Annotated in this window: 20 protein-coding genes; 12 read left to right on the forward strand and 8 right to left on the reverse strand. The window is 68.2% G+C overall.

What is annotated here, in order from left to right; translation table 11 throughout:
• Nucleotides 1–88 precede the first annotated feature (88 nt).
• Entirely contained in the window at nt 89–1,003 is a 915-nt protein-coding gene (locus tag N4261_RS25730) for a LysR family transcriptional regulator (RefSeq protein WP_354005388.1), read from the reverse strand.
• A gap of 95 nt (nt 1,004–1,098) precedes the next feature.
• Between N4261_RS25730 and N4261_RS25735 the strand changes: the two genes are divergently transcribed.
• The 6 genes from N4261_RS25735 (at nt 1,099) to N4261_RS25760 (ending at nt 8,260) form a co-directional block, all read left to right on the forward strand.
• Nucleotides 1,099–1,794 (forward strand): SDR family oxidoreductase, encoded by a 696-nt coding sequence (locus N4261_RS25735; protein WP_261758101.1) that lies wholly within the window; start codon nt 1,099–1,101, stop codon nt 1,792–1,794.
• 195 nt (nt 1,795–1,989) lie between these two features.
• On the forward strand, nt 1,990–3,159 hold the full coding sequence (locus N4261_RS25740; protein WP_261758102.1) for an alkene reductase: 1,170 nt from the start codon (nt 1,990–1,992) through the stop codon (nt 3,157–3,159).
• Between the two features lie 132 nt (nt 3,160–3,291).
• Nucleotides 3,292–4,425: an HD-GYP domain-containing protein gene (locus N4261_RS25745; RefSeq protein WP_261758103.1), complete on the forward strand. Its 1,134-nt coding sequence runs from the start codon at nt 3,292–3,294 to the stop codon at nt 4,423–4,425.
• 138 nt (nt 4,426–4,563) lie between these two features.
• Nucleotides 4,564–5,463: an aldose epimerase family protein gene (locus tag N4261_RS25750; RefSeq protein WP_261758104.1), complete on the forward strand. Its 900-nt coding sequence runs from the start codon at nt 4,564–4,566 to the stop codon at nt 5,461–5,463.
• A gap of 272 nt (nt 5,464–5,735) precedes the next feature.
• Nucleotides 5,736–7,379: a SulP family inorganic anion transporter gene (locus tag N4261_RS25755; RefSeq protein ID WP_261758105.1), complete on the forward strand. Its 1,644-nt coding sequence runs from the start codon at nt 5,736–5,738 to the stop codon at nt 7,377–7,379.
• 557 nt (nt 7,380–7,936) lie between these two features.
• Nucleotides 7,937–8,260 (forward strand): DUF4148 domain-containing protein, encoded by a 324-nt coding sequence (locus tag N4261_RS25760; RefSeq protein WP_261758106.1) that lies wholly within the window; start codon nt 7,937–7,939, stop codon nt 8,258–8,260.
• 400 nt (nt 8,261–8,660) lie between these two features.
• On the opposite strand, the gene N4261_RS25765 is transcribed toward N4261_RS25760, so the two are convergent.
• The 4 genes from N4261_RS25765 to asd all read right to left on the reverse strand — a co-directional run bounded on the left by N4261_RS25765 (nt 8,661) and on the right by asd (nt 13,347).
• On the reverse strand, nt 8,661–9,035 hold the full coding sequence (locus N4261_RS25765) for a YkvA family protein (RefSeq protein ID WP_261758107.1): 375 nt from the start codon (nt 9,033–9,035) through the stop codon (nt 8,661–8,663).
• A 34-nt stretch (nt 9,036–9,069) separates the two neighbouring features.
• Nucleotides 9,070–10,788 carry an AMP-binding protein gene (locus tag N4261_RS25770; protein WP_261758108.1) on the reverse strand — a complete coding sequence of 573 codons (1,719 nt, stop codon included), beginning with the start codon at nt 10,786–10,788 and terminating at the stop codon, nt 9,070–9,072.
• Nucleotides 10,789–11,087: 299 nt separating this feature from the next.
• Complete coding sequence (locus N4261_RS25775) at nt 11,088–12,407, reverse strand: tryptophan--tRNA ligase (RefSeq protein ID WP_261758109.1); 1,320 nt, start codon at nt 12,405–12,407, stop codon at nt 11,088–11,090.
• Nucleotides 12,408–12,501: 94 nt separating this feature from the next.
• A complete protein-coding gene (gene asd / locus N4261_RS25780; RefSeq protein WP_261758110.1) occupies nt 12,502–13,347 on the reverse strand; it encodes an archaetidylserine decarboxylase in 846 nt (281 codons plus the stop codon).
• A gap of 270 nt (nt 13,348–13,617) precedes the next feature.
• Here asd and N4261_RS25785 point away from each other — a divergent pair, with 270 nt between their 5' ends.
• The 5 genes from N4261_RS25785 (at nt 13,618) to N4261_RS25805 (ending at nt 20,283) form a co-directional block, all read left to right on the forward strand.
• The gene (locus tag N4261_RS25785; RefSeq protein ID WP_261758111.1) at nt 13,618–15,936 is read left to right on the forward strand and encodes an aminotransferase class V-fold PLP-dependent enzyme; all 2,319 of its coding nucleotides are present in this window, start codon (nt 13,618–13,620) and stop codon (nt 15,934–15,936) included.
• Nucleotides 15,937–16,009: 73 nt separating this feature from the next.
• Nucleotides 16,010–16,870: an oxygen-dependent tRNA uridine(34) hydroxylase TrhO gene (gene trhO / locus N4261_RS25790; protein WP_261758112.1), complete on the forward strand. Its 861-nt coding sequence runs from the start codon at nt 16,010–16,012 to the stop codon at nt 16,868–16,870.
• Between the two features lie 207 nt (nt 16,871–17,077).
• The gene (locus N4261_RS25795) at nt 17,078–18,379 is read left to right on the forward strand and encodes a UDP-N-acetylglucosamine 1-carboxyvinyltransferase (RefSeq protein ID WP_261758113.1); all 1,302 of its coding nucleotides are present in this window, start codon (nt 17,078–17,080) and stop codon (nt 18,377–18,379) included.
• A complete protein-coding gene (locus N4261_RS25800; protein WP_261758114.1) occupies nt 18,361–19,356 on the forward strand; it encodes a TIGR02285 family protein in 996 nt (331 codons plus the stop codon). Before N4261_RS25795 ends, N4261_RS25800 begins: the two co-directional genes overlap by 19 nt.
• Nucleotides 19,357–19,365: 9 nt before the next feature.
• Nucleotides 19,366–20,283, forward strand: a complete 918-nt coding sequence (locus tag N4261_RS25805; RefSeq protein ID WP_261758115.1) for a pseudouridine synthase — start codon at nt 19,366–19,368, stop codon at nt 20,281–20,283.
• A gap of 148 nt (nt 20,284–20,431) precedes the next feature.
• Here N4261_RS25805 and N4261_RS25810 read toward each other — a convergent pair whose 3' ends face one another.
• The gene (locus tag N4261_RS25810; protein WP_261758116.1) at nt 20,432–21,229 is read right to left on the reverse strand and encodes a hypothetical protein; all 798 of its coding nucleotides are present in this window, start codon (nt 21,227–21,229) and stop codon (nt 20,432–20,434) included.
• A 192-nt stretch (nt 21,230–21,421) separates the two neighbouring features.
• On the opposite strand from N4261_RS25810, the gene N4261_RS25815 reads away from it, so the two are divergent.
• The gene (locus tag N4261_RS25815) at nt 21,422–22,723 is read left to right on the forward strand and encodes a GGDEF domain-containing protein (protein ID WP_261758117.1); all 1,302 of its coding nucleotides are present in this window, start codon (nt 21,422–21,424) and stop codon (nt 22,721–22,723) included.
• Between the two features lie 119 nt (nt 22,724–22,842).
• Here the strand turns inward: N4261_RS25815 and N4261_RS25820 are convergent, their stop codons facing one another.
• A complete protein-coding gene (locus N4261_RS25820; RefSeq protein ID WP_261758118.1) occupies nt 22,843–23,661 on the reverse strand; it encodes an HDOD domain-containing protein in 819 nt (272 codons plus the stop codon).
• A gap of 88 nt (nt 23,662–23,749) precedes the next feature.
• On the reverse strand, nt 23,750–24,511 hold the full coding sequence (locus N4261_RS25825) for a sulfite exporter TauE/SafE family protein (RefSeq protein ID WP_435531981.1): 762 nt from the start codon (nt 24,509–24,511) through the stop codon (nt 23,750–23,752).
• Nucleotides 24,512–24,565 lie beyond the last annotated feature (54 nt).

Below are 24,565 nucleotides of genomic sequence, written 5' to 3' on the forward strand. Positions count from 1 at the left end.
CGGTCCGAAGGCGCGTCAGGACGTCGGCAAGTCGGCGCCCTCATTCGAGTCTGCGCCGCGGGGCACGATCGACCGACATCCACGTACTTCAGCGCGGCATCGCCAGAGCAAAGGCATCGAGCCGGCGACTGAGCTCATCGCGAAGCGCGCGCATGGCCGGCGAGAGCTGATGCCGGCCCGGCACCACCAAGTTCAGCGGTGAGAGCGCGCCGCGCCAGTGCGGATTCACATGCACCAGTTGGCCGCTGGCCAACTCGCCGGCGACATCCGGCCAGGACTTGTAGGCCACGCCCAGCCCCGCGATCGCCCAGCGCTTGACCACTTCGCCGTCATCCGCGACTCGCCGGCCGCTCAGCGGCAATGTCGCCGCCACGCCGTCGATCTCCATCTGCCAGCTGTCCGGCACCTCGTCCGCCAGCACATAACGCAGCGCTTCGTGGTCGCGCATGTCTGCCGGCGTGGCGGGCATGCCCCGCAACGCCAGATAGTGCGGCGCGGCGACCAGGATGCGGCGGCAATCCGGCAGCAGCGGCAGCGCCACCAGGCTGCTGGAGGGCGGCAGGCCGTAGCGCACGGCGGCGTCGACCGGTCGGCGCTTGAGATCGGTCAGCGAGTCGCCGATCTGCAGCCGCAGCGACAGGTCGGGATGACGTTCCTGGAACTGCTCCAGCCAGGGCAGCAACACATGGCGCCCCAGGTCGGAGGGCACCGCCAGATGCAATTCACCACTGAGCCGCTCGCGGCTGGCCAGCGCCTGGGACTGGCCGTCGCTCAAGGCCTGCAGGGCCTGGCGGGCATGCGGCAGATAGCGTTGCCCCTCCCCCGACAGCCGCAGGCTGCGGGTGCTGCGCACAAAGACAGCGAAGCCGAGGTCCGCCTCCAGCCGTTTCAGCGCCGCACTGGCAGCCGCGGGCGACCAGTCCAAGGATTTGGCGGCCTGGGTCAGGTTGCCCAGATCGGCAATGCGCACCAGCAGTTCAAGATCAGCCAGACGAATCATCATTCCATTTTCTTTGAAAAAGAAACGACGGCCGGCTGATTCAACCCGAAAACGAGCTGCACCAGACTGCAGTCATTCCATATTCCTTGAAAAGCATCATGAATTCGTCCGCTTCAGCCCCATCCGCATTCCAGGCTCAGACCGTCAGCGTCGTGATCGGAGGCACCTCTGGCATTGGCCGCGCCGTGGTGCAAGCGCTGCAGGCACGACCCGGGCAGGTCATCGCTGCAGGGCGTCGCACCGCGCTGGATGTGTCCAAAGAAGCCGACGTGGCAACGTTCTTCGAGTCGCTGGGCCCGATCGACCATGTCGTGTTCACCGCCGGCTCATCGGCCCCGGGAGGCGCGCTCATCGACCTCGATCTGACAGCCGCCCGCGCCGCCTTCGACACCAAGTTCTGGGGCGCGGTCCATGTGGCCCGCCACGCCGCCCGTCGGATGCGCCCCGGCGGCACGCTCACCCTGACCTCGGGCATGCTGGCCCGCCGACCGACCCCCGGCACCTTCGTCAAGAGCGCCATGAATGCCGCCCTCGAGATCACGACCAAGGTGCTGGCGCGGGAGCTGGCCCCGCTGCGGGTCAATGCGGTGAGCCCGGGACTGACCGACACCGAGGCCTACGCCGGCATGGCGCCCGCCGCCCGCGAGGCCATGCTGGCCAAGGCGGCCGCGTCGTTGCCCGCTGGCCGGGTGGGCCGTCCGGAAGACCTGGCCGCTGCCGTGCTGTTTGCCATCGACAACCCCTTCGTCACCGGGACGGTGATCGATGTTGAGGGCGGCGCGCTGATTCAGTAGCGCCATCGTGCTGCCGGAATGCGGCGGCGGGTGACTCAACGCCTGGGTCCCCGATCGCGCTGCAACCGGTGGCTCGTGCCGTCGCCATGGCCGCGCGGCGCGCATGTCCCGACCGATGTGTCTCGACACCCCTTCGTTGCCCCTCCGAGCTGATGGCTCTCCGGGGCCCTTTTTGGAGTTCCTTCCGGAGTTCTCATGACCACTTCAGCTGCATCCACCCACGTTGCGCCCACCGCGCCCGACCTGTTCTCGCCGATCACCCTGGGACCGCTGGCGCTGCCTCATCGCGTCGTCATGGCGCCGATGACCCGGGCCCGCACCGACCAGCCCGGCAATGTGCCCAACGCATTGATGGCCGACTACTACGCCCAGCGCGCCAGCGCCGGACTGATCATCAGCGAGGCGACCCAGATCTCGCCTCAGGGCCAGGGCTACAGCTTCACCCCCGGCATCCACAGCGAGGCGCAGGTCGCGGGCTGGCAGAAGGTCACCCGCGCCGTGCATGCCGCCGGTGGCCGGATCGCGCTGCAGTTGTGGCATGTGGGTCGGATGTCGCATGCATCGTTCCATGACGGCGGCCAGCCGGTGGCGCCCTCCGCACTGTCGCCGGACGCGAAGGTCTGGGTGGTGGAGGCCGACGGCGTCGGCCGCATGGTGGATTGCCCGATGCCGCGCGCGCTGACGCTCGAGGAGATCGCCGAGGTGATCGAGGACTTCCGCATTGCCGCCCGAAACGCCCGCCGTGCCGGCTTCGATGCGGTGGAGATCCATGCCGCCAATGGCTATTTGATCGACCAGTTTCTGCGCACCACCTCCAACCAGCGCGACGACCGCTACGGCGGCAGCCGCGATCACCGTGTCCGCTTCCTGGAAGAAGTGACGAAGGCGGTGGCGGACGAAATCGGCGCGGACCGAGTCGGCGTGCGCTTGGCGCCGTTCATCACTGCCCGCAACATGAACTGTCCCGACATCATTCCAACCATCCTGCTGGCGGCGGAGCGGCTGTCGGCGCTCGGGATCGGCTTCATCCACCTGGCCGAGGCCGACTGGGACGACGCCCCGCAGATTCCCGATGACTTCCGCCACACGCTGCGCCGGGTGTTCACCGGGCGCCTGATCGTCGCCGGCCGCTATGACCGGGCGAGGGCACAGGCGTTGATCGGCGCCGGCCTGGTCGACCTGGTGGCCTTCGGCCGACCGTTCATCGCCAACCCCGACCTGCCGATGCGCCTGCAGCAGTCGCTGCCGCTGGCCGACTTCGACGGCGCGCTGCTGTTCGGTGGCGATGCGCACGGCTACAGCGACTATCCGCCGCTGACGACCACCGCCGGCGAGTCCAGGCAAGCGGCGGCTGCCGGAACGTGACGTCCTTGGCGCGCAGGCCATCTGGAGCGGCGCCCCTAGGGTCGCCCTTCAGATCCCGGCGCAGGTGCCGATGTAGAGTCGGCGGCCCGCTGTTCGCGGGTCGAGCGTTCCTTTGCCTGTCGTCCGCGCCCCATGCGTTTCTGTTCCCTGTCCTCGGTGAAGAACCGGATCACCCTCGGCCAGCCGCTGCCCTTCAGCGTGCGCGATGCCGAGCGGATGCTGCTGCTCGCGCGCGGCCAGGTGATCGCCGACAACGAGCAGCTGATGGCCTTGCTGGCACGCGGCGCGCTGGTGGACGTGGCCGAACTGGCGGACGCCATGAAGCCCGCCCGTTCGGAGAGCCAGGCCGATCGGCTGGCCCGATTGCCGGCGGAGTGGGACCGCGGCACCCAGGATGTGCGCAAGGCGCTCACCGCCGCACCGGATCGCATGGCCGAGGCGCTGGACAGTGCCACCGAGCTGATGCTGTCGCTGATCCACTGCTCGCCGGAGATGGCGCTGTCGCAAGTGGTGCGGCAGACCGAAGGCGGCGGCGGGCATTACGGCATGACCCACTCCCTGCACGCCGCCACCGCCTGCCAGGCGGCGGCGCGCTATCTGGGCTGGTCCGCCGAGGAACAGCGCCGCGCCTTCCAGGCCGCACTGACCATGAACCTGGGCATGCTGGACCTGCAGGCCCGGCTGTCCACCCAGATCTCGCCGCTCACGCCGATGCAGCGCGAGGCCATCCATGAACATCCGATCCGCAGCGTGGAAATGCTGGAAGCTGCCGGCATCTATGACGCCGACTGGCTGGATGCGGTGCTCCATCATCACGAAGTGCCGGATGGCTCCGGCTACCCGATCGGACTGAGCGAAGTCGGCGAGCTGGCGGAAATGCTGCGCTTTGCCGACGTCTACACCGCGCGGCTGAGCAGCCGCGCCAACCGCCCCGCCATGAGCGCGCAACAGGCGGGTCGCGAGCTCCACCAGATGGCCGCGCAGAGTCCGCTCGCCGCGGCGCTGATCAAGGCCTTCGGCATCTTCCCGCCTGGCAGCCTGGTTCGCCTGGCCAGCGGCGAGGTCGGCCTGGTGGTGCGCAACGGCGACAAGGCCCACCGGCCGATGGTGTCGGCCCTCACCAATGCCGCGGGCGAGCCCCGGCAGATGCCGGTCATGCGCGACAGCAGCCGCCAGGAGCATGCGGTGGTCGCCCTGCTGCCGGCGCAGGCGGCACCGATCCGGTTGTCGGATGAGCGCGTCGCGTCGCTGATCACCGGCCTCTGAAAGCCTATCGGCGACGTCGAAACCGACGCGCCAAACGCTGAGTTTTTGCGGGATTCAGGGGCAACACCCCCCTCAACCGACCTTGCGTTTTTATTAAGTCGCAAATACTGCCCGTCGTCGAATTGGACAGGGGCATACGTGACGCAAGCGATGGATGTGGAGATTCGGTCGAACGACTGGCGGGCCGTGGTGTCCCCGGCACGAGGCGGGCAGCTGTGCTCCCTCAGTTCCCAGGAGAACGGACGGCGGCGCAACTGGATCAAGACGCTGGAAAGCGGCGAGCATGGGCATTTCGGTGGCGGGCATGTCACCGTGGAAGCGCCGGGTCAGGGGCCGATGCCGCATCCTGAAGGGCCGCCAATCGGTTGGCCGGACATCGGTCCCTGCCCGTCGCTGGTGCCGTGGCAACTGGCCCGATCGACACCCGAGCGGGTGGAGCTGCTGTACCGGCATTGCAGCCGCTCGCCGGGGGAATCCGCCTACCAGTTGGGCCAATCGCTGACCTTGGCGCCACAGCGGCTGTCGATGACGGTCTCGATGTGCAACCTCGGCCCCTATCCGCTGATCCGGCGCCTGGGCTGGCAACTGCGTCTGCCCGACGAATTCAGTTTCCAGATCTCCCTGGATCCAGAGGAGCCGACCCTGCGACGTCCCTCGCGCGGGCATCTGACCCAATGCGTCGGCTGGCCGGGTCGCGCCCTGCTGAGCACGCTGGATGGCCGATGTCTGGAACTCAACGCCGAGGGCGGCATCCATACCGTCACCGCGCTTCGGCATCTGGGCCGGCCCGGCGTGACGCTGCGCCTGATGACGGCCGACATCCCGACCCTGACGCCGCTGGAGCGCGGTGAAGAGTGGCGGCTGGCACTCAGCTTGACCTTGACCGCGCCGGCTGGAACCACGGCGCCCACCGGACGGAGCTCATCCATCGCGTCGACAACCCCGACTTCATCGGCAACATCGGCAACATCGGCAGCATCGGTGGGATCGGTGGAATCGGCAGCACCGGCCACCTCGCCTTCCTCATCGTCCGCATGACGCCTTGTCCGCCATGCCGTTGGCGCCGGTACGCGGCAGCGAACAGACCATCGAGCAACCGAGCAACCGAGCAACACATCAACCGAGCGATGGAACGATGGAACGATGGAGCGATCGAGGGAAGCCCCACGGCCTGCGCGGTCACCGGCGACCGATCGCGTGATCGACTGGGCACCACGGACCGCCGAGGGCCGTGCGTCGTCGGGGCCTTGGAGGTCACGGCCCTATACTGCCGCGCGTTGCGCCGCTCCCCGGCGCGGACACCCGTGCCCATGCCTGTTTCCGCCGCTGCCGTCCGCCTGTATGTGCGCGACGCCCTGCGCGACGATCTGATCGCCGCCGTCGTTGTCAGCGTGCTGCTGATTCCCCAGAGCCTGGCCTACGCCATGCTCGCCGGACTTCCACCGCAGGTGGGGCTCTATGCCAGCCTGCTGCCGCCGCTGATGTATGCGGCCCTGGGGTCCAGCCCCTTCCTCAACATCGGCCCGGTGGCGGTGCTGGCGCTGATGATTCTGCAGACGCTGCAGCTCGCACCCGCCGGCGTCAGTCCGAGCGAGGCGGCGCTGGTGCTGTCGGCCGAGGTGGGCCTGTTGCTGGCCGCGGCCGCGCTGCTGCGGCTGCATGCGCTGGCGGCCTTGCTGTCGGTGCCAGTGCTGCATGGCTTCGAGACGGGCGCCACCCTGGCCATTGCGGCCAGCCAGTTGCCCGTGTTGCTGGGCTCCAGCGCAGGCGGTGCCACCTTGCCCGAACTGTGGCAATCCGCCGCGGCGCACGGTTTCGACTGGCGCGGCACCAGCGCTGCTTTCGGCGTCGCGGCGCTGGCTGCACTCATCCTCGTGCGACGGTTGCCCAAGGGCATGGCTTCCCGGCTCGCCCCGCTGGTGGTGCTGCTGGCGGCCATCGCACTGACCTGGTGGTGGGACCCGCTGGGTCTGTCGCGTGTCGGCACCTTGCCGCCGCTGGCCCTCAGCTTCACGCCGCCCCGCCTGGATCCGGCGCTCTGGACCGCGCTGCTGCCCGGCGCGGCGCTGATCGCGCTGCTGGGCTATGTGTCGAGCCTGGCGGTGGCGGAGTCCCTGGCCCGACGGGTCGGGCAGCGGGTCGATGCGCGTCGCGAGCTGATGGGACTGGCCGGCGCCAACCTCGCGGCGGCGCTGAGTGGCGGCATGCCGTCGGCCGCCAGCTTCTCCCGCAGCGTGCTGATGAGCGACGCGGGCAGCCGCACCCGCATGACGGGCGTGTTCGTGGCGGGCTTGATGGGGCTGGCCCTGATGACGCTGTCGCCGGTCCTGGCCTGGTGTCCGAAGCCGGTGCTGGCGGCCAGCATCATGGTGGCGGTGCTGTCGGGCCTGAAGTTCGGCCCCTACCGCGACGCCTGGCATTACGACCGCACCGAGGCGCTGCTCATGTGGGCGGTCACCCTGCTGGTGCTGGGCGTGAGCATCACGGCGGCGCTGGGGTTGGGCGTGCTGGGCGCCATCGCCTTGTTGCTGCAGCGCAGTGCGCGGCCGCATGTGGCCTTGATCGGCCGCATTCCGGGCACCGAGCACTATCGCAATGTCGAGCGCTACCAGGTGCTGCTGGACCCGGAGGTGCTGAGCCTGCGCATCGACGAAAGCCTGCTGTTCCTCAACGGCCGCAGCCTGGCCGACGTGGTCCAGGCCCATCTGGACAGCCATCCGCAAACGCGGCGGGTGCTGCTGCAGATGTCCCCGGTCAACAGCATCGACTTCAGCGGTCTGAGCGCGCTCAAGGAGCTTCACGAAACCCTGGCCCGTCAGGGTCGGCGGCTGGACCTCAGCGAGGTCAAGGGCCCGGTGCTGGACCGACTGAAAGCCGGCGGCTGGACCGAATGGTTCCAGGGCCGACTGTTCCTCAGCCACCACCAGGGCATGCAGGACCATCACGGCCAGTGAGGTCGCGGGGGGGTCGGGTACGACGCCTGACCGTGCGCCTCCATCCGTGCGGGTTGATCGGTGCAAGTTGATCGGTGCGGCTGATCGGTGCGGGTTGATCGCTCCGCGTCGACCAGGCGACGTGGGTCAGAGCGTGGCGTGCTGATCGCCGTGCTTGCTCCAGGTCCGGCATGCTCAGGCAGACGATGAAGGCGTTCATTCGGGGAATGACTCCCCCGTCACGCACAGGAATTCGCAGACGCCCAACGTCGCGACGCTGCGTTCACTGCCGCTGGTGCGCGGGGAAGCGCGGCCCGCCCGCCGGCATGTGCCCAGTTGGGGGATCTGTGCGGCTACCAGCCATTTCCACCTGACCTGCGCAAATCCACGCGGGATTGTTCCGATCTTTTCAACGGTCTGTTGCGAGGAACCGGATTTAAGGGTGAACCCTAATGCTCTATCGTTCACCCATCGACAAATCAAAACGACGCGTCGAACCAACCCGAAGTCATTCGACTCCAACGTCCCTCTGCCCTCCGCCCTCAAAGCCCTGCGGCCTGAATTTGAAAGGAAAGATCATGAGCACCAAGAACTTCATCGCTTCCGCCCTGTTCGCGTCCGTGGCCCTGGTGTCCGGCGCTGCAATGGCCAATGACAACCCCCACACCCAGCCGGTCAACACGCCCAGCCAAGTGACCCGTGCGGAAGTACTGGCCGACCTGCAGATCTATCGTGAATCGGGTCTGGCCGCCGTCGAGCAGTCCGAAACCTACGGCTATGACGTGCAACGCCGCACCGAAGCCAAGGCCAAGTACGCCCAGCTGCGCAACTCGCCCTACTACGCGACGCTGGTCAAGCGTTTCGGCGGCGACGCCAACAAGATCGCTGTGGCCGGTCGCTGATCAAGGCAGGCCGGCCCCAGGGTCGGTCTGCTCGGCGATCGATGGTGACGCCTTCGCTTCCTGGCAGTCAGAACTCGAACCTCTCGATGCGGCGCCACCGGCGTTGAGTCGATTCAAGGGCATCAAGGGCTTCGGCCCTGGTCAGTGGCGGTTTCTCCGCACTCCTCCTCACCGCCACCGACCCCCTTTTCGCCGACTCTTCAAACCCTTTCTGGAGATACTCCCATCTCCGGAAAGGGTTTTTATTTGGGCGAGCCAGAAAATCGATGCGGAAACCCGGAAGGGGAAAATCAGCGCAGTCCGACAAAACCCGGACATCAAACCCCGGGAAATTGTGAGCGCTCGGCCTTCAACAGACTTCAATAGGCGCAACGTTGATTTTCAGCCGCGCCACGGCGCCTTAGCCCAACCACCAAACCAGCAGGCCGATCAGCGTGAGCAGCCACAGCGCCAAGCCGGCGGCTGCCAAGCGAAGGATGCGAGGCAGCCTGTCGCGCTGCACCGCAGCGCGGGCTTGGGCCCGTGCCATCACCGGCGCGGGCATCAGCTTGAGCACCAGCCAGAAGCCCGCGGGCACCAGGACGAGATCGTCCAGCCAGCCCAGCAACGGAATGAAGTCCGGAATCAGGTCGATGGGGCTGAGCGCATAGGCCGCCACGGCCAGGGCCACCAGGCGTGCGGGCCAGGGGGCCTCCCGGTCGCGCACCGCATAGAAGACGGTCAGCAGCTCGCCCTTGATCAGGGCGGCCCATCGTTTGAGGGAGCCGCGTTTCATCCGCCCATCATGCCCCGATCGCCGGGCCGTCGACTCAGTCGACCAGCAAGACCTTGCGACGCTGCGCCAGCCAGCCGTCGATGCGGGGGCCGTACAGCTCGTCGATGCGGTTGCGGCGCACCTTGAAGGTGGGGGTGATCAGGCCGTTGTCGACGGTCCACGGCGCGCTGACGGCCACCAGGCAGTCCAGTTGCTCATGCGGATCGAGCTTGGCGTTCACCGCCTGCAGATGCCGCTCCAGTTCGGCGACCAACTGTTCGCGGGTGCCGGGCTGTGCCGCGCGGCGCACGGCCTCGGGTGACAGCATGGCGATGCCGATCGGCTGCGCCAGATTGGCGCCGGTCACCGCGCAGGCCTCCAGGGCCGGGTTCATGGCCAGACGGTCCTCGATCGGCGCCGGCGACACATACTTGCCCTTGCTGGTCTTGAACAGATCCTTGACCCGTCCGGTGATGCGCACGCAGCCCGCCAGCGCGCCCTTGTCGGAGATCTCCGCCTTGTCGCCGGTGTGCAGCCAGCCATCGGCCGTCAGGGTCTCCTGGGTGAGTTCGGCCTGCTTGTAGTAGCCCAGCATCAGTGCCGGGCTCTTCATCTGCAGCTCGCCGGTGATCGGGTCCAGACGGGTCTGCACGCCGTCATAGGCCGGGCCGACGCTGCCAGTCTGGTCCTTGCCGGGCACGGTGATGTGGGAGACCGCCAGGTTCTCGGTCATGCCGTAGCCCTCGTTGATCGGCAGGCCCAGCTCGCGGTACCACTTCAACAGCGCGACCGGCATCGGTGCCGCACCGCCGGCGGCCAGGCGGCACTGGTCCAGGCCCAGCGCCTTGAGGATTTTGCGACGCACCAGTCCGCCGATGATCGGCAGGCGGGTCAGCAGATCGAACTTCCGGGGTGGCAGCTTGGCATGCACCCCTTGCTGGAACTTGGTCCACAGACGAGGCACCGAGAAGAAGACGGTGGGCCGCGCGCGTTGCAGATCGGCGGCGAAGGTCTCCAGGCTCTCGGCGAAGAAGACCAGCATGCCGGTGCGCAACCAGCCGTGCTCCACCAGCACCCGCTCCACCACATGCGCCAGCGGCAGGTAGGACAGCATGCGGTCGTCCTCGCTCAGCGGGACCCGTTTCAGGCCGGACTGGATGGCCCAGGCGAAGCTGCCGAAGGTGTGCATCACGCCCTTGGGCATGCCGGTGGTGCCGGAGGTGTAGATGATGGTGGCCAACTCGTCCGCGCCGCGGGTGGGGTTGCCCTTGAGCGGATCGGTGCCGTAGCAGATGGCGTCCCAGGTGTCGTAATCGTCCAGCGTCTCTTCGGGCGAAACCGGGTAGCTGATGCAGGGCAGCGAAGCGGGGACCCCGGCCTTCATCCCGTCCCAGCCGTCCAGCTTGCCGACGAACAACAGCTTGGCTTCGCTGTGGGTCAGGATTTGCGAGACGGTGTCGGCGGCCAGCGTGGGATACAGCGGCACCGACACATAACCGGCCATCCAGATCGCCAGGTCGCTCATCAGCCACCAGGCGCAGTTCTTGGACAGGATCGCGATCCGCGCCCCCGGCTCCCACCCCTGTTCCAGACCCAGGGTCTTCAGGTGAGCCGCCATCCGGCGCACCTGATCGCCCAGTTCACCCCAGCTGAAATCCTGCACCCGACTGCCGCCCATCGGCTGGCGCAGCGCGACGCGCGTCGGCGCGTCCTGCTCCCAGTGATAGAGGCGCTGCAGCGCCAGGGTATCGGCGGAAAGACGGGGAGCGGACATCGACAGGTCTCCTTGTTGTGATGGGGTGCAAAGCGATGCGGAAGGCGCCTGCGGCAGACGCTTCCGACAGACGTCTCGGTCGGACGCCTTGGATCGACGGCTCAAAGGAACGCCTGAAAGCCTCGAAAGTCTCGGAGACTACGGCCTGAGGCGGCACACGATCGAGCGGTTTCCGGCGATGTGCGTGATCGAGTTCTCGGGGTTCCCTGATCGCAGCGTACGCTGAGACCCGAATCGGCGTACGAAGGGCGGGTTCAGCGGCGCCGCGCAAGGGCGCCTTCGCCAGCACCGCCGGCGGTTCAGCCCTTGCGGGCCGCCGCTTCCAGCTCGGCCGCGACCAGGGCCGCCAGGGCCTCGTCGAGCACCGACACATCGCCCTCGCGGGTGACCGGTGCGTCGGCCAAGGCCGCCGTCCCCTCGCGCTTGAGTCGCGACACCCATTGGCCGGCGTCCTTGCCCTGGGCCAGGCCCTGGCTTTGCAGCAGCAAGGCACCGTCCGCCGCCAGCAGCTTGAAATAGAACAGGCCGTCGGACTCGCGGTATTGCTTGAAGGTCGGCAGCGCGGACTTGACCTTCGCCGCCGCCGCCACCGGCGCCGCCAGCGGCTGGAAGCGACGCAGGCCCACCGCTTCCCGCGCCTGCTGCAGCAACGGCGCGGCCAGGGCGCGCGCCTTGGCTGCGCCTTCCATGAGGATGGCTTCGATGCGCTCCGGATGGGCCATCAGCTCGTCGTACTGGGCGCGCATCGGGCCGATTTCGGCATCGATCACCGCGAACAGCTGATCCTTGGCTTCGCCCCAGGACAGGCCGGCCCGCAGCGCCTCGCGGAAAGCCAGGCGCTGCGCGGGCGTGGCGAAGGCGTCGTAGATCTGGACCAGGTGGGAGCCCTCGGTCTCCTTGGGTTCTCCCGGCAGACGGGAGTCGGTGACGATCTTGGAGATCGCTTCGCGCAAGGCCTTGGCGCCGCCTTCGAACAACGGGATGACGTTGTCGTAGCTCTTGGACATCTTGCGGCCGTCCAACCCGGGCAGCAGCTCCATCTCCTGGTCGATGCTGGCCTCGGGCAGCACGAAGAGGTCGCGGCCCTGGGTGAAGGTGTGATTGAAGCGCTGGGCCACGTCGCGTGCCATCTCGATGTGCTGCGCCTGGTCCTTGCCCACCGGCACGCGATGGGCGTTGAACATCAGGATGTCCGCCGCCATCAGGATCGGGTAGCTGTACAGGCCCATGGTGATGCCGGCGTCCGGATCCTCGCCGGCCGCCAGGTTGGCATCGACCGACGCCTTGTACGCATGCGCCCGGTTCATCTGACCCTTGGAGGTGACGCAGGTCAGCAGCCAGGTGAGCTCGGGAATCTCGGGGATGTCGCTCTGGCGATAGAACACGACACGCTGGGTGTCCAGGCCGGCAGCCAGCCAGGTGGCGGCGATCTGCAGGCGCGAGCGCTCGATGCGGTCCGGCTCGTCGCACTTGATCAGCGCGTGGTAGTCGGCCATGAAGAAGAAGCTCTCGGCGCCGGGCTCGCGGCTGGCCTCGATGGCACGGCGCACCGCGCCGACATAGTTGCCGAGGTGCAGGGTGCCGGTGGTGGTGATGCCGGTCAGGACACGCAGGGTCATGGGAGCTCGTTCGCTACGGTTCGCAAAACGCCGATTCTCCCGCAAAGGCCGGGCAGCGGCGACAGCCGCTGGCGCAATGGCCACAGGCCGGCGCTCAGCCCCGCGTCGCCATCGCCTCGCCCAGACGGATCGCGCCGCCGGGCTGCCAGCCCGGATTGAACTGCAGCGGCCCCTGCGGGAACAGCATCACGACCGTCGAGCCCAGCAGGAAGCGGCCCATCTCGGCGCCCTGCGCATAGCGGAAGGCCTGGTCCTCGTAATGCCATTGGCGCACCCGGCCCGGACGGGGCGGATTGACCATGCCGTGCCACACCGTGGCCATCGAGCCGACGATGGTCGCCCCCACCAGCACCAGCACCCACGGCCCGTGCTCGCCCTCGAACACGCAGACGACGCGCTCATTGCGGGCGAACAGGCCCGGGACGCCGCGCGCGGTGGTGGGATTGACCGAGAACAGGTCGCCCGGGACATGGATCATCCGCAGCAGGCGTCCAGCGCAGGGCATGTGGATGCGGTGGTAGTCGCGCGGGCTGAGGTAGAGCGTCGCGAAATGACCATCCCGGAACTGCGCGGCCAGTTGCTGGTCGCCACCGACCAGCGCCGTCGTCGAGTATTGGTGACCCTTGGCCTGGAAGATCTGATCGGCCCGGATCGGGCCGAACTGGCTGATGGCGCCATCCACCGGACAGATCAGCGGCGCATCGGCCAGCGGCCGGGCATCCGGCTTGAGCGCCCGGGTGAAGAAGTCGTTGAACGTGGGATAGGCCGCGGGATCGGGCTCCACCGCCTCGGCCATGTTCACGCCGTAGCGCTCGATGAACCGACGGATGGTCCAGGTCGTGAAACCGCCGAGTTCCGCGCTGGAGAGCCGGCCGGCCAAGCGGGTCAGCAGCCGCTTGGGCAGCAGGTATTGCGGGAGAACGGCAAGGCGATCGGACACGGCGGCGTGGTGGGAACCAAAGGGAGCGGATTCTAGGCGGGCAACCGCCATGCCCAATCCGGGTTCGCCCGCCCGTGCGCTGCTGCGCCTCCGTCCATCCTGCGGCGATGCCGCAGCCGGCCATCGCCCGCTACCATGGCGCCTTGCGCCGCACCCGCCGGGTCCGCCGCGCCCGCCGTGGAGAACCCGCGGTCGGGGGCGGGCGCCGGGCTGCGGTGTCTGCTCGCCCCGTTTCCCACCGTCCAGAGAGGCCGCCCGGCCGCATCGCCCATGGAAATCTACCTCGACGCCAATGCCACCACCCCGGTGCTGGCCCAGGCCCGCGCCGCCGCGCTGGCCGTCATGGACCAGGACTTCGGCAATCCCAGCAGCATCCACAGCACGGGATTGAAGGCGCGGGCGTTGATGGATGCCGTACGCGCACGGGCCCGTCGCGTGCTGGGCCTGAACACTGGGGAGCTGCTGTTCCTCAGCGGCGCGACCGAAGGCATCCAAACGGCGGTGCTGTCCGCACTGGGCGCACTGCGGGAGCGACGTGCGAGCTCGGAGGGCGCCACGGCGGACATCCGCTGGCTGCTCTACGGCGCCACCGAACACAAGGCGGTGCCCGAGGCGCTGCGCCACTGGAACCGCCTGCTGGGCCTGGACCTGGAGGTCAAGGCCATCCCGGTCGGCGAGGATGGCCGGCACGACCTCGACTGGCTGCGCGCTCACGCCGCCCAGGCCGGCATGATCTGCACGATGGCGGCGAACAACGAGACCGGCGTCATCAGCGACCTGGAGGGCATTGCCGCAGTGATCGCCGACATCGGCGCGCCCTCGGACCGCACGGCACACCGCCCATTCTGGATGGTCGACGGGGTCCAGGCCCTGGGCAAACTGCCGCTGCAACTGGAGGCACGGGGCATCGACTATGCGCCGTTCTCCGGTCACAAACTCTATGCGCCCAAGGGCATCGGCCTGCTGTATGTGCGTGCCGGCGCGCCCTTCACACCGCTGCTGGCCGGCGGGGGACAGGAGAGCGCGCTGCGCTCGGGCACCGAAAACATGTCGGGCATTGCCGCGCTGGGCGCGGTGCTGGCGGCACTCGAAGAAGGCCGTGACTTCCGCGACGGCGCCACGCTGCTGGCCTACCGCGACCGGCTCACCCTGGCCCTGCGCGAGGCCTTCCCCGACCTGCGCTTCAATGCGCCGCCGGCGCTGTGCCTGCCGACCACGCTGAATTTCTCGGTCCCGGGCCTGAGCTCCAAGCTGCTGCTGGACCTGTTCGACGCGGCCGACGTCCGGGTGAGCGGCGGCTCCGCCTGCAGCGCGGCCAAGGCCCAACCCAGCTATGTGCTGGAGGCGATGGGGCTGCCCGCTTCGCAGACGGCCTCCGCGGTGCGCCTGTCCTTCGGCCCGGCCGCGGACGACGCCTTCATTCGCGAGGCCTGTGCCCGGATCCGCGCCTGCGGTGAGGCCTTGCGGGAAAACTGCCTGAGCCCCACGGGCAACCAGCCCTTGCCCGCCGACGGCGTGACCCGATTCGTCGTCGATGGGGCCTGCTGCTGGCTGATCGCCGATGCCGCCAGCAGACGCTGCGTCGTCATCGATCCGCTGCCGGAGTTGAACGACCGGCTGTCGCAATGGCTGCGCTGTCAGGGTTATGCGTTGGCCGCCGTGCTGGACACCCACAGCCATGGCGACCATGCCTCATCGGCGGCCACGCTGCGCGCGGCGGTACCAGAGCTGCTCACGCCCGGCGAGGTGGATGGCCTGGGCTGGCCGCTGGCTGACGGCCGCCACGAGCGGCTCACGGCCCTGGTCCTGGGCGATCGGCGCCTCACCCGCCTGCCGATCCCGGGTCACACCGAGGATTCAACCGCCTACCTGCTGCACGAGTCGCAGGGCCTGACCACCGCCTTCGTCGGCGACATGGTGATGCCCGGTGCGCTGGGCCGCAGCGACTTCGACCAGAGCGCCCCACTGGCGTACCGCGACTCGCTGCGCCAGCTGGCGGAGGTGGTCGGCCCGCATTGCGTCCTGGCGCCGGCCCATGACTATGACAACCGTTTCGCCAGCACCCTGAGCGCGGAATCCGCGCTCCAGCCCCTGCTGGCCCATGCCCTGCGCGGCACGCTGGATGCGCAGGCCTTCGCCGCCGCCAAGGCCGGGCTGGAGCGCCACCTCGCGCTGACCGAGTACCAGACCATGGCCTGCGGCGCCCGCGTCGACAGCCGCCGTTTCGAGGTCGACACCGAGGTCGACATCGCGGCCTTGCGCGATCTGCTGGAGCGCCATCCCCAGGCCCGGCTGATCGATGTGCGCGAGCCCTACGAACAGCGCCTGAGCCTGCTGCCCGACCTGCCGGAACGCGGCGCGGGCCATCGGCTGCAGGCCACGCCGCTGTCGCGGCTGGTGGACGCCTTGCCCGAATGGCTGTCCCTGCCGGCGGACCAGCCCCTGGTGTTCTTCTGCCGCAGCGGCAACCGCAGTGCGCAGGCGGCGCTGGCGCTGCGCCGTCTCGGCCATGAGGCGGCCTTCACCCTGGCCGGCGGCCTGGCGCTGTGGCCGAAGGAGTCGGCCCTCGATTCCGCCCTTTACGTGTGACCTGTCACGGCCGCGGGTCGCGCGCGGCCCCGGCAATCTTCGAGAAGTACCCGGCGTGACGCGCCTGTCCCCCATGTCCGATCCCATCGCACCCACCGCCCCGACAGATGCCGCCTCAGGGCCGGCGCATGAGCACAGCTCGTTCTACAAGTTTGTCGCGCTGCGCGAGACCCGGGCGCTCGCGCAGCGGCTGCGCGATGTCTACGAGGCGCTCGGGCGCTTGGTGGGGGGCAATGTGCTGCTGGCGCCGGAGGGGGTGACCGGTGCGATTGGCGGGCCGCCGCAGGCGCTGGCGGCCTTTGAAGCCGCGCTGCGTGCCGAACCCGAGTTTGCGGACCTGCATTTCAAGCGCAGCTTCTGCGCGACGCGACCCTTCACCTTGCTGAAGGTACACGAGAAGCCGGAGCTGGTGGCCTTCGGGCTGCCGGACGTCACCGGCCTGGCCGATGCCCGGGACACCCATGTCTCGCCGCGCGAATGGCGCGAGCTGATCCGGCGTGACGATGTGGTGGTGCTGGACAACCGCAACCACTTCGAATTCGAGCTGGGCCATTTCGAGGGCGCGATCGATCCCGACGTGCGTCACTTCCGGGATTTTCCGGCCTATGTGGCGGCCCATGCGGACGGCTGGAAGCGTGAAGGCAAGACGGTGGCGATGTACTGCACCGGCGGCATCCGCTGCGAAAAGCTGTCGGGCTGGATGATCGACCAGGGCCTGGCGGTACGTCAGCTCGATGGCGGCATCCTCAACTACTTCGAGCAGATGCCCGATGCCGATGCGGACTGGCGGGGCGAGTGCTTTGTCTTCGACAAGCGGATCGCGATCGACACGCGACGTCAGGAAACCGCCACCACGGCGGAACAGGTGTATGGCGACGACCCGGCCGAAGCCTGGCGGCTGGCGCGGGCGAAGCGGCTGGATCCGAAGGGCTGAGTTCGACGTCCGACGCGGGGTCCGGGCGGAGGATCAACCGCCGAAAACTTTCTTCCGCCGCCGGATCAAAGACCCCCTGGCGTCCGATGCCTCGGCCCAGGCAAGATGCGTCTGCATGGCCCGCGCGGGCACCGGACCATCGCACCAGCCGTGATAATCCCGGCACGCCCACCGACTTCTCTCCTGGTTCGCCTTTGGCGCCACGTCATGTCCAACCTCATCGTCCACGGCGGCTCCCCCCTGAAGGGCCGCATCGTTCCCTCGGCCAACAAGAACGCCGTCCTGCCCATCCTGTGCGCCACGCTGCTCACCCGTGAGCCGGTGCGATTGCATGGCGTGCCCGAGATCACCGATGTGAAGAAGATCCTCGAGGTCTTCCGCAACCTGGGCAGCAGCGTGTCGGTGGACTTCAAGACCGGCATCCTCGACCTGCATCACCTGGACACCCATTTCGATCCGGCCAAGGACCACCTGCCCGAAGAAATGCGCAGCTCCATCATGCTGGTGCCCGGCCTGATGGCGCGCTTCGGCGCCGCCCGCATCGAGGACGACGTCAAGGGCTGCACCCTCGGCGCGCGCGAGATCGATCCGCATGTGGAGGTGTTCGAACGCTTCGGCGCCAGCGTCGACCGCGCCAGCGACGGCCTGCTGCTGAAGGTGGACGGCCAGCTCAAGGCCAATGACCACTGGACCGATTACGCCTCGGTCACCACCACCGAGAACTTCGTGCTGTGCGCCGCGTTGGCCCACGGCACCTCCACCCTGATGAATGCCGCCAGCGAGCCGCATGTGCAGGAGTTCTGCCAGTTCATGCAGATGCTGGGCGCCCGGCTCGAAGGCCTGGGCACCTCCCGGCTGACCATCCACGGCGTCAAGTCCCTGGGCGGCGGCGAGTTCACCTTCGCCGAAGACTTCCACGAGATCGTCACCTTCCTGGCCCTGGGCGCCATCACCGGCGGCGATGTGCGGGTCAAGAATTCGCATCCGGAGCAGTTCCCGCTGATCGATCGCACCTTCGCCAAATTCGGCGTGCAGATCATTCATGAGGACGGATGGTCCCGCTCGGTGGTCGACGGCAAGCTCAAGGTGAAGGAACCCTTCACCCGCAATATCCTGCAGAAGGTGGAAGCCGCGCCGTGGCCTTATCTGCCGGTAGACCTGCTGCCGATCTTCGTCGCGCTCGGCGTCAAGGCCGAGGGCAGCGTGATGTTCTGGAACAAGGTCTATGACGGCGCGATGGGCTGGACCACCGAACTCTCGAAGTTTGGCGCCCATGCCTTCTTGTCCGACCCGCACCGGATGGTCACCTTCGGCGGCAAGACGCTGAGCCCGGCCGAGGTCGAGAGCCCCTACATCATCCGGGTGGCCATCGCCCTGCTGATGGTGGCGGCCAGCATTCCCGGCAAGTCGACGATCCGCAATGCGACCCCGGTCCGCCGTGCGCATCCGCAGTTCGCAGAAAACATCACCCGGCTGGGTGCCAAGGTGGAATGGGTCGAGGGCGACTGACCCGGTCCCTGCGTCGAGCGATCGGCTCGGCACGGGCCCTTGCGCTGAACACACGATCAGGCGCCGCCATCACCGCGGCGCTGCTGGTGGCGCTCGTCCCGACGCAGGTGCGCGCCACCGTCGCCCAGCCACCGTCGATGCCCGCCACCATCCGTTGGCTGGTGCAGGACCTGCCCCCCCATTTCAGCTTTCGGGACGGTCGGGCGCCGCAGCGTCCGGATGAGCTGGGACAGGGCGAGGTGGACGGCTTCCTGCGGGTGCTGATCGCCCGCATGCCACAGTTCCGCCACGAGCTGGTCGAGCTGAGCCTGCCGCGCTTCCAAGCCCAGGTGCGCCAGGGCGAAACGCTGTGCACCGTGCTGCATGTGCGCACGCCCGAGCGCCTCCAGTGGCTGTACTTCACCCCGCTGCATCCGCCGATGATGTCGCGCCAGATTCATGTGATCGTGCGGCGGGACGATCTCGCCCGCTTCGAAGCCGGCGGGCAGCCGCTGAAGCTGGCCGATTTGATGCAGCGCCGCGAACTGGTCGGCCTGCTTCCGCGCAACCGCAGCTACGGCCCGCGCATCGACCAATTGCTGGCTTCACGGCCTGACACGGCGCCGCGTGCGGTCGTGGCGGGGCGGGGTGCGAATCTGCTGGCCATGCTCAAGGCCGGCCGCATGGACTACACCTTGGACTATCCGGCATCGGTCGATGAGTTCATGACGCAGCATCCCGGCCCGCCCGAGCTGGCCAAGCTGCCGCTGGCCGAGGGTCGCAGCACGATGGTGGCGGTCAGTGCCTGCAGCCGCACGCCCGACGGTCGACGTGCCATCGAAGCGATTGACCGCACGGTGCGCGAGATGGCGGCGGATCCTCAGCGCGAGCAATGGATCCGGTCGTGGCGTGGCGGTGCGACGCTGGACGCGGACGACCATCAGCGCCTGCGCCGCTACCTGGACGAGCGCGGGCGCGGGCCGGCGCAGATCGACTGAACGGCGGCCATGGCACGTCCGCCCAAACTGGCCTTGCCCTTGCGTGAGGGCGTGGCTGCCAGCGCCTTGGCCTGCCCGCCGGGCCCGTGGCCGCTGGTGCTGGACTACCTCGCCGAGCGTCTGCCGCTGGTCACCCGCGCGGACTGGGCCGAGCGGCTGCGACGCGGTGACGTCCTGGACGACCAAGGCCACGCGCTGGCCCCCGAAGCGCTCTACCAGCCTCATCGTCGCCTCTACTACTGGCGCTGGCTGGCCGACGAGCCGGAGATTCCTTTTGAAGCGCAGATCCTGCACCTGGACGAGCACCTGCTGGTGGCCGACAAGCCGCATTTCCTGCCGGTCACGCCCAAGGGCCGCTATGTGCGCGAAACGCTGCTCACCCGCCTGCGCCGAGCAACCGGCCTGGCCGACCTGAGTCCGATCCATCGTCTGGATCGGGAAACGGCGGGACTGACGTTGTTCTCGGTGCAGCCGGGCAGCCGGGACGCCTACCAACGCCTGTTCCGCGATCGCGCGGTGGAGAAGGTCTATGAGGCGGTGGCCGGTTGGCGCGAGGACCTGTCGCTGCCCCTGTCCCTCGCCACGCGGCTGGAAGAGCATCCGGTGGACTTCATGCAGATGCGCACCGTCGATGGCGAACCCAATGCCTTCACCCACATCGCCCTGATCGAACGGCTGGGGCCGACGCTCGCGCGCTACGAGCTGCGTCCGCACAGCGGCGTCAAACACCAGTTGCGGGCGCAGATGGACAGCCTGGGTCTGCCGCTGCGGGGCGACCGCATCTATCCCGTGCTTCAACCGGTGGAAGAGACCCCGGACTTCAGTCGCCCGCTCCAGTTGCTGGCGCGGGAGATCGGGTTTGTGGATCCGCTGAGCGGCGCGACGCGCCGCTTCCGCACCGGGCTGCGTCTGGCGGACATCGCCTGACCCCTGCGCGGGCAGCAAGTGCCGAGCAGTGAAGCGCGGAATCGAGCAGCGTGATCCATCACCCCCTGTCCGTTGTGCTGCGCCTTGAGAACGCTGCAACCCGCATGATCGGGGGCAACCCCGTTCTTGGCAGGCGGGATCCCCCGCATCAGAAGCCCCATTGCAGCTGGGCGCTCAGCATGTCGCCGCGTCGACGGTAGGTGTTGCCCCAGAGCCAGGCCGCCTGGAGTTCGAGGCCGGGCACCAGGGTCGCGCGCCAGGTGGGGCCGGCACGCCACGATTTCGGCTCGGCGAAACCTTGCAGGCCGGCCCGCCAGCCGGTCGACCATCGATGCAGGGCCTGCCATTGCAGCTTGGTCTGGTTCTGACGACGCGCGGCCGCGTCATGCGCCCAGAAGAGATTCAGGTTGAACTGCGTCAGGCCCCATTCCGCCTGGAACAGCGGCCCGACCTCGACCGCATTCCCCCTGTCACGGTTGCGGATGAGCTGCAGATGCAGGCCGAGGTCGTACGGCCGGTCGCCCTGCGTCAGCAGATATTGGTGCGTCCAGTTGATCGACGACAGGGACTGCGACTGCAGCGTGGGGCCGATCCAGCTCAACAGCAGTTCACTGCTCCAGCGGTCGGTGAAGCCGTGACGCAGGCCCACCTCCGGCCACAGGATGGCCGCCTGATCAGGCGGCTGCACGCTCCAGTACCGAAGATCCAGCGTGGTCTGGCCGGGTTCACTGTAGGGGCGTACCAGGTAGTAGCCGGGGTCTGCCTGCGCGCCGGTGGCCAGCGCCAGGCCCAGCGCGGCGGCGGTGACGCTCCTCGGCGCGCGACCGCCACGGCCGCGAGGGCCGCGAGGGCCGCGACTAAGCGTCCCATCAGCCAGCGGGCGCTCGCCGTCATCGATCGTCCCCGGTCGCTTCGGCGAGGCCGGTGCCGCGCTGCTTGTCGTCATCGATTCATCTTCCTGAATATCTCCCGAACGGCGGAGGCGTGGATCACCTGGGCGGCGGGGAACTTCGTGTCATGGCGCTGATTTTGGGGGCGTGGTCCCTGGCGTTTCCCCGAGGAAACCATCCCCACGTGACATGCACAATGATTTCGAGGTCCTCGTTCCCTGCTGCTGCAACTGAACCCGCACCTACCCATGACCTTCAAGGCCATCAGTATTTCGGTCGGGGCGCGCACGATGGTGGCGCTGTTCGCGCTTGGTCTGCTGCTGATCGTGATGTCCAGCGGCTGGCAGCTGCGTGAGGAGACTCAGCGGCGGGCCGCACAGCTCGATCAGGAGTTGCGGGCCATCCCGGCGCTGTATGGCGGGCCGCTGACCCTGAGCATCGAGCAAAGGCCCGATGAGGTCCTTGGGCTGCTGCATCAGATCCTGCAACGTCACGGCCTGCAAAGCGTGGAGCTGCTGACCCAGACCGGCGAGCAATACCGCGCCCAGAGCGACACCGCGGATGGGGAGCCCGGCCCGCGCACCGAATTCACCCTGGGCCAGGCCGGCGCATTGCGGATCCAGGCCCCGGTGGCCTCCATGGGCAACACGCTGCGCCACGATCCGCTGCTGCGCAGCACCTTGATCCACCTGCTGCTGGTGATCGCCCTGGCCTTGATCGGGGCAGCGATGCTGGATCGGTGGCTGCTTCGTCGCCTGCGGCGGCTGTCGGAGGAAGCCAGCCGCTTTGATCCGACGCTGCCGCCGCAGTCGCTCTCTTGGTTGGAGCCGGACGATCACCCACCCACCGAGCTGCTGCGACTGGAACAGGCCTTCGCCCACGTCCACACCTCCTTGGGCGACGAGCTGCAGCGGGAACAGTCCCGGGGTCGGCAGTTGCGCGACGAAGTGGAGCGCCAGCACCAACGTCTGGAACAGGCCGAGCGCTCACTGGATGCCAAGCGGCGGGAACTGGCGCAGTTGGAACGCCATGACGCATTGACCGGCGCCAGCAACCGGCGGGAATTCGAGATCGCCCTGCGGCGCGAGTTCAAGCGGGCTCAGCGTGACCAGGGTCGCCTGGCCTTGGCGGTGTTGGATGTGGACGACCTCAAACCCTACAACCAGCACCACGGCCGACCGGCGGGCGACGAGGTGCTGAAGGCGCTGGCGCGGGTGCTGCGCGAGCAGTTCCAGCGCGACACCGACCTGGTGGCTCGCCTGGGCGGCGAGGAGTTCGTCGTGCTGCTGCCGGGCCTGGACCTCGACACCGCCCAGGGCTTGCTGGAGGGCATGCGCGAGCGCTGGCGCGAGCTGGCGATTCCGCATGGTGCCCGGCCCTCGGCACGCGGCCGTCACGGGGATGCGGACATCGTGACCCTGAGCCTGGGATTGGCGGCCTATCAGCCGGGCCATCCCTACATGAGCCCGCAGGCCCTGATGCAGGCCGCCGATGAGGCCCTGTATCTGGCCAAGCACACCGGCCGCGATCGGCTGTGCCTGGCCTCCTGAGCGGGGCTTCGAACGCTGGGCGTACTGGGCGCCTCTTTGCGGGATCGGCGGGATCGGCGGGATCGGCGGGATCAGCGTGATCGGCGCGATCGGCGCCCTGGTCAGCGCCCCGAGCAGGCTCAGCGCCCGCGCGACTCGGCCTGTTCCAACTGCTCTTCGACACGCCGCGCGGCGCGCAGCATGAGGGTTTCGTCCAACTGGGCCTGAGGGGCGATCAGCATGACGGTCTCGTCGAGCTTGGAGGGGTTGTTCATCAGCGTCCAGGCGACCAGCGAGATCGCACCCACGCCGCGGCGCTGCATGGCTTCGGGCATGTGCGGGTCGTACTGAAGCTGCACGTGATAGCGAACGCTGGCCACCGCCGCCGGTGCGACACCCCAGCTCTCGCACAGGGCGGCGCCCAGCGCGTCATGACTCACGCCGAAGGCGGTGTGCTCCAGCTGGACCAGCTCCATGTCGCTGCTGGCCGCGCGCAGCATCGCCGGATAGTGACCGGGCGCATGGCGGTACAGCACCGCCTTGCCGCACTCCTCGAACAGGCCTGCGGAGTGGGCCGCCCAGGGATCGACGCTGAGCATCTGCCCCATGCGTCCCATCAGCAGGCCGCGCTTGGAGGCGCGGTCCCAGACCGGGCCCAGTTCAGCCGCAGGGGGGAAGGCGGCGCGCAGGCCCATTTCGAAGGTGATCGCGGCGACCTCGCGCATGCCGAGGTAGGTCATCGCCTGATGCACCGTTTGCACGCGGCCGCGCAGCCCGTACATCGACGAATTCACCGCCTTGAGCACGGCCGCAGCCATGGCCATGTCGGTCTCCACCAGGGAGCAGACGGCCTGAAGGTCGATGTCTTCATCCGCCATCAGCAGCGAGAGCTTGACCAGGACGTCAGGCTGGGTGGGGATTTCGATGTCCAGCGAACGCAGGTGTGGATCGACGGGCATGGTGATGAGAGGTTGTTTATCCAATGGTATCGCTGGAGCGAGGCCAGCGGACATCCCGCCTTTGGCGGAACGCCCGATCGATCGCCGCTCAGCGCAAGAAAGCGTCGTATCCGGTTTTCACGATCAGCACCGACACGACCACCACGAACATGCCGCGCACGAAGCCCGCGCCGCGCGCCAGGGCCATGCGGGTGCCCAGCAGGCTGCCGATCACGTTGGCCACGGCCATGACCGCGGCGATCTGCCACCACACATGCCCCTTGCTCGCAAACAGGATCAAGGCCGCGCCGTTGGTGGCCGTGTTGAGCAGCTTGGCGGTGGCGGAGGCATGCAGGAAGTCGAATCCCAGCAGCCGCACGAACAGGAACACGAAGAAGCTGCCGGTGCCGGGTCCGAAGAATCCGTCATAAAACCCGATCACCACCCCGATGACCGACGCAATCAGCGTCTGCGTGCCCAGGCTGTGACGCGGGGCATGGTGACGACCAAGGTCCTTCTTCGCCAGGGTGTAGAGCAGCACGCCAAGCAGGATCAGCGGCAGCGCCTTGCGCAACCCGTCCGGATTGACCAGCGTCACCGCCCACGCACCGCAGAAGCTGCCCGCCAAGGCGGCAAGGGCCGCCGGCATCAGCGCCCGCCAGGGCAGGGTGACGCGCTTGGCGTATTGATGCGTGGCCCAGGCCGTGCCGAGAATGGCACCGCCCTTGTTGGTGCCGAAGAGCGTGGCCGGAGCCGCGTTGGGAAAAGTGCTGAACAGCGCGGGAACCAGGATCAACCCGCCGCCGCCCACCACGGCATCGACGAAACCAGCCAGCAGGGAGGCTGTCGCCACCGTCAACAACTCGATCATGGCCATGCGACTCGCGAAAGCGGGCCACAAACATCAACGATGGGGCCACAAAAA

Origin of the sequence: Roseateles amylovorans (assembly GCF_025398155.2) — a bacterium.
Lineage (GTDB): Bacteria > Pseudomonadota > Gammaproteobacteria > Burkholderiales > Burkholderiaceae_C > Roseateles > Roseateles amylovorans.

What these genes read in the sequence shown, in the direction of transcription:
- N4261_RS25810 (WP_261758116.1), bottom strand. Translation starts at nt 21,229, where the DNA reads ATGACGACAAGCAGCGCGGCACCGGCCTCGCCGAAGCGACCGGGGACG.
- N4261_RS25765 (WP_261758107.1), bottom strand. Translation starts at nt 9,035, where the DNA reads ATGAAACGCGGCTCCCTCAAACGATGGGCCGCCCTGATCAAGGGCGAG.
- N4261_RS25775 (WP_261758109.1), bottom strand. Translation starts at nt 12,407, where the DNA reads ATGACCCTGCGTGTCCTGACCGGCATCACCACCACCGGCACCCTGCAC.
- N4261_RS25820 (WP_261758118.1), bottom strand. Translation starts at nt 23,661, where the DNA reads ATGCCCGTCGATCCACACCTGCGTTCGCTGGACATCGAAATCCCCACC.
- N4261_RS25740 (WP_261758102.1), top strand. Translation starts at nt 1,990, where the DNA reads ATGACCACTTCAGCTGCATCCACCCACGTTGCGCCCACCGCGCCCGAC.
- N4261_RS25785 (WP_261758111.1), top strand. Translation starts at nt 13,618, where the DNA reads ATGGAAATCTACCTCGACGCCAATGCCACCACCCCGGTGCTGGCCCAG.
- N4261_RS25825 (WP_435531981.1), bottom strand. Translation starts at nt 24,511, where the DNA reads ATGATCGAGTTGTTGACGGTGGCGACAGCCTCCCTGCTGGCTGGTTTC.
- N4261_RS25805 (WP_261758115.1), top strand. Translation starts at nt 19,366, where the DNA reads ATGGCACGTCCGCCCAAACTGGCCTTGCCCTTGCGTGAGGGCGTGGCT.
- N4261_RS25795 (WP_261758113.1), top strand. Translation starts at nt 17,078, where the DNA reads ATGTCCAACCTCATCGTCCACGGCGGCTCCCCCCTGAAGGGCCGCATC.
- N4261_RS25770 (WP_261758108.1), bottom strand. Translation starts at nt 10,788, where the DNA reads ATGTCCGCTCCCCGTCTTTCCGCCGATACCCTGGCGCTGCAGCGCCTC.
- N4261_RS25745 (WP_261758103.1), top strand. Translation starts at nt 3,292, where the DNA reads ATGCGTTTCTGTTCCCTGTCCTCGGTGAAGAACCGGATCACCCTCGGC.
- N4261_RS25800 (WP_261758114.1), top strand. Translation starts at nt 18,361, where the DNA reads ATGGGTCGAGGGCGACTGACCCGGTCCCTGCGTCGAGCGATCGGCTCG.
- N4261_RS25755 (WP_261758105.1), top strand. Translation starts at nt 5,736, where the DNA reads ATGCCTGTTTCCGCCGCTGCCGTCCGCCTGTATGTGCGCGACGCCCTG.
- N4261_RS25735 (WP_261758101.1), top strand. Translation starts at nt 1,099, where the DNA reads ATGAATTCGTCCGCTTCAGCCCCATCCGCATTCCAGGCTCAGACCGTC.
- N4261_RS25730 (WP_354005388.1), bottom strand. Translation starts at nt 1,003, where the DNA reads ATGATGATTCGTCTGGCTGATCTTGAACTGCTGGTGCGCATTGCCGAT.
- N4261_RS25815 (WP_261758117.1), top strand. Translation starts at nt 21,422, where the DNA reads ATGACCTTCAAGGCCATCAGTATTTCGGTCGGGGCGCGCACGATGGTG.
- N4261_RS25760 (WP_261758106.1), top strand. Translation starts at nt 7,937, where the DNA reads ATGAGCACCAAGAACTTCATCGCTTCCGCCCTGTTCGCGTCCGTGGCC.
- trhO (WP_261758112.1), top strand. Translation starts at nt 16,010, where the DNA reads ATGTCCGATCCCATCGCACCCACCGCCCCGACAGATGCCGCCTCAGGG.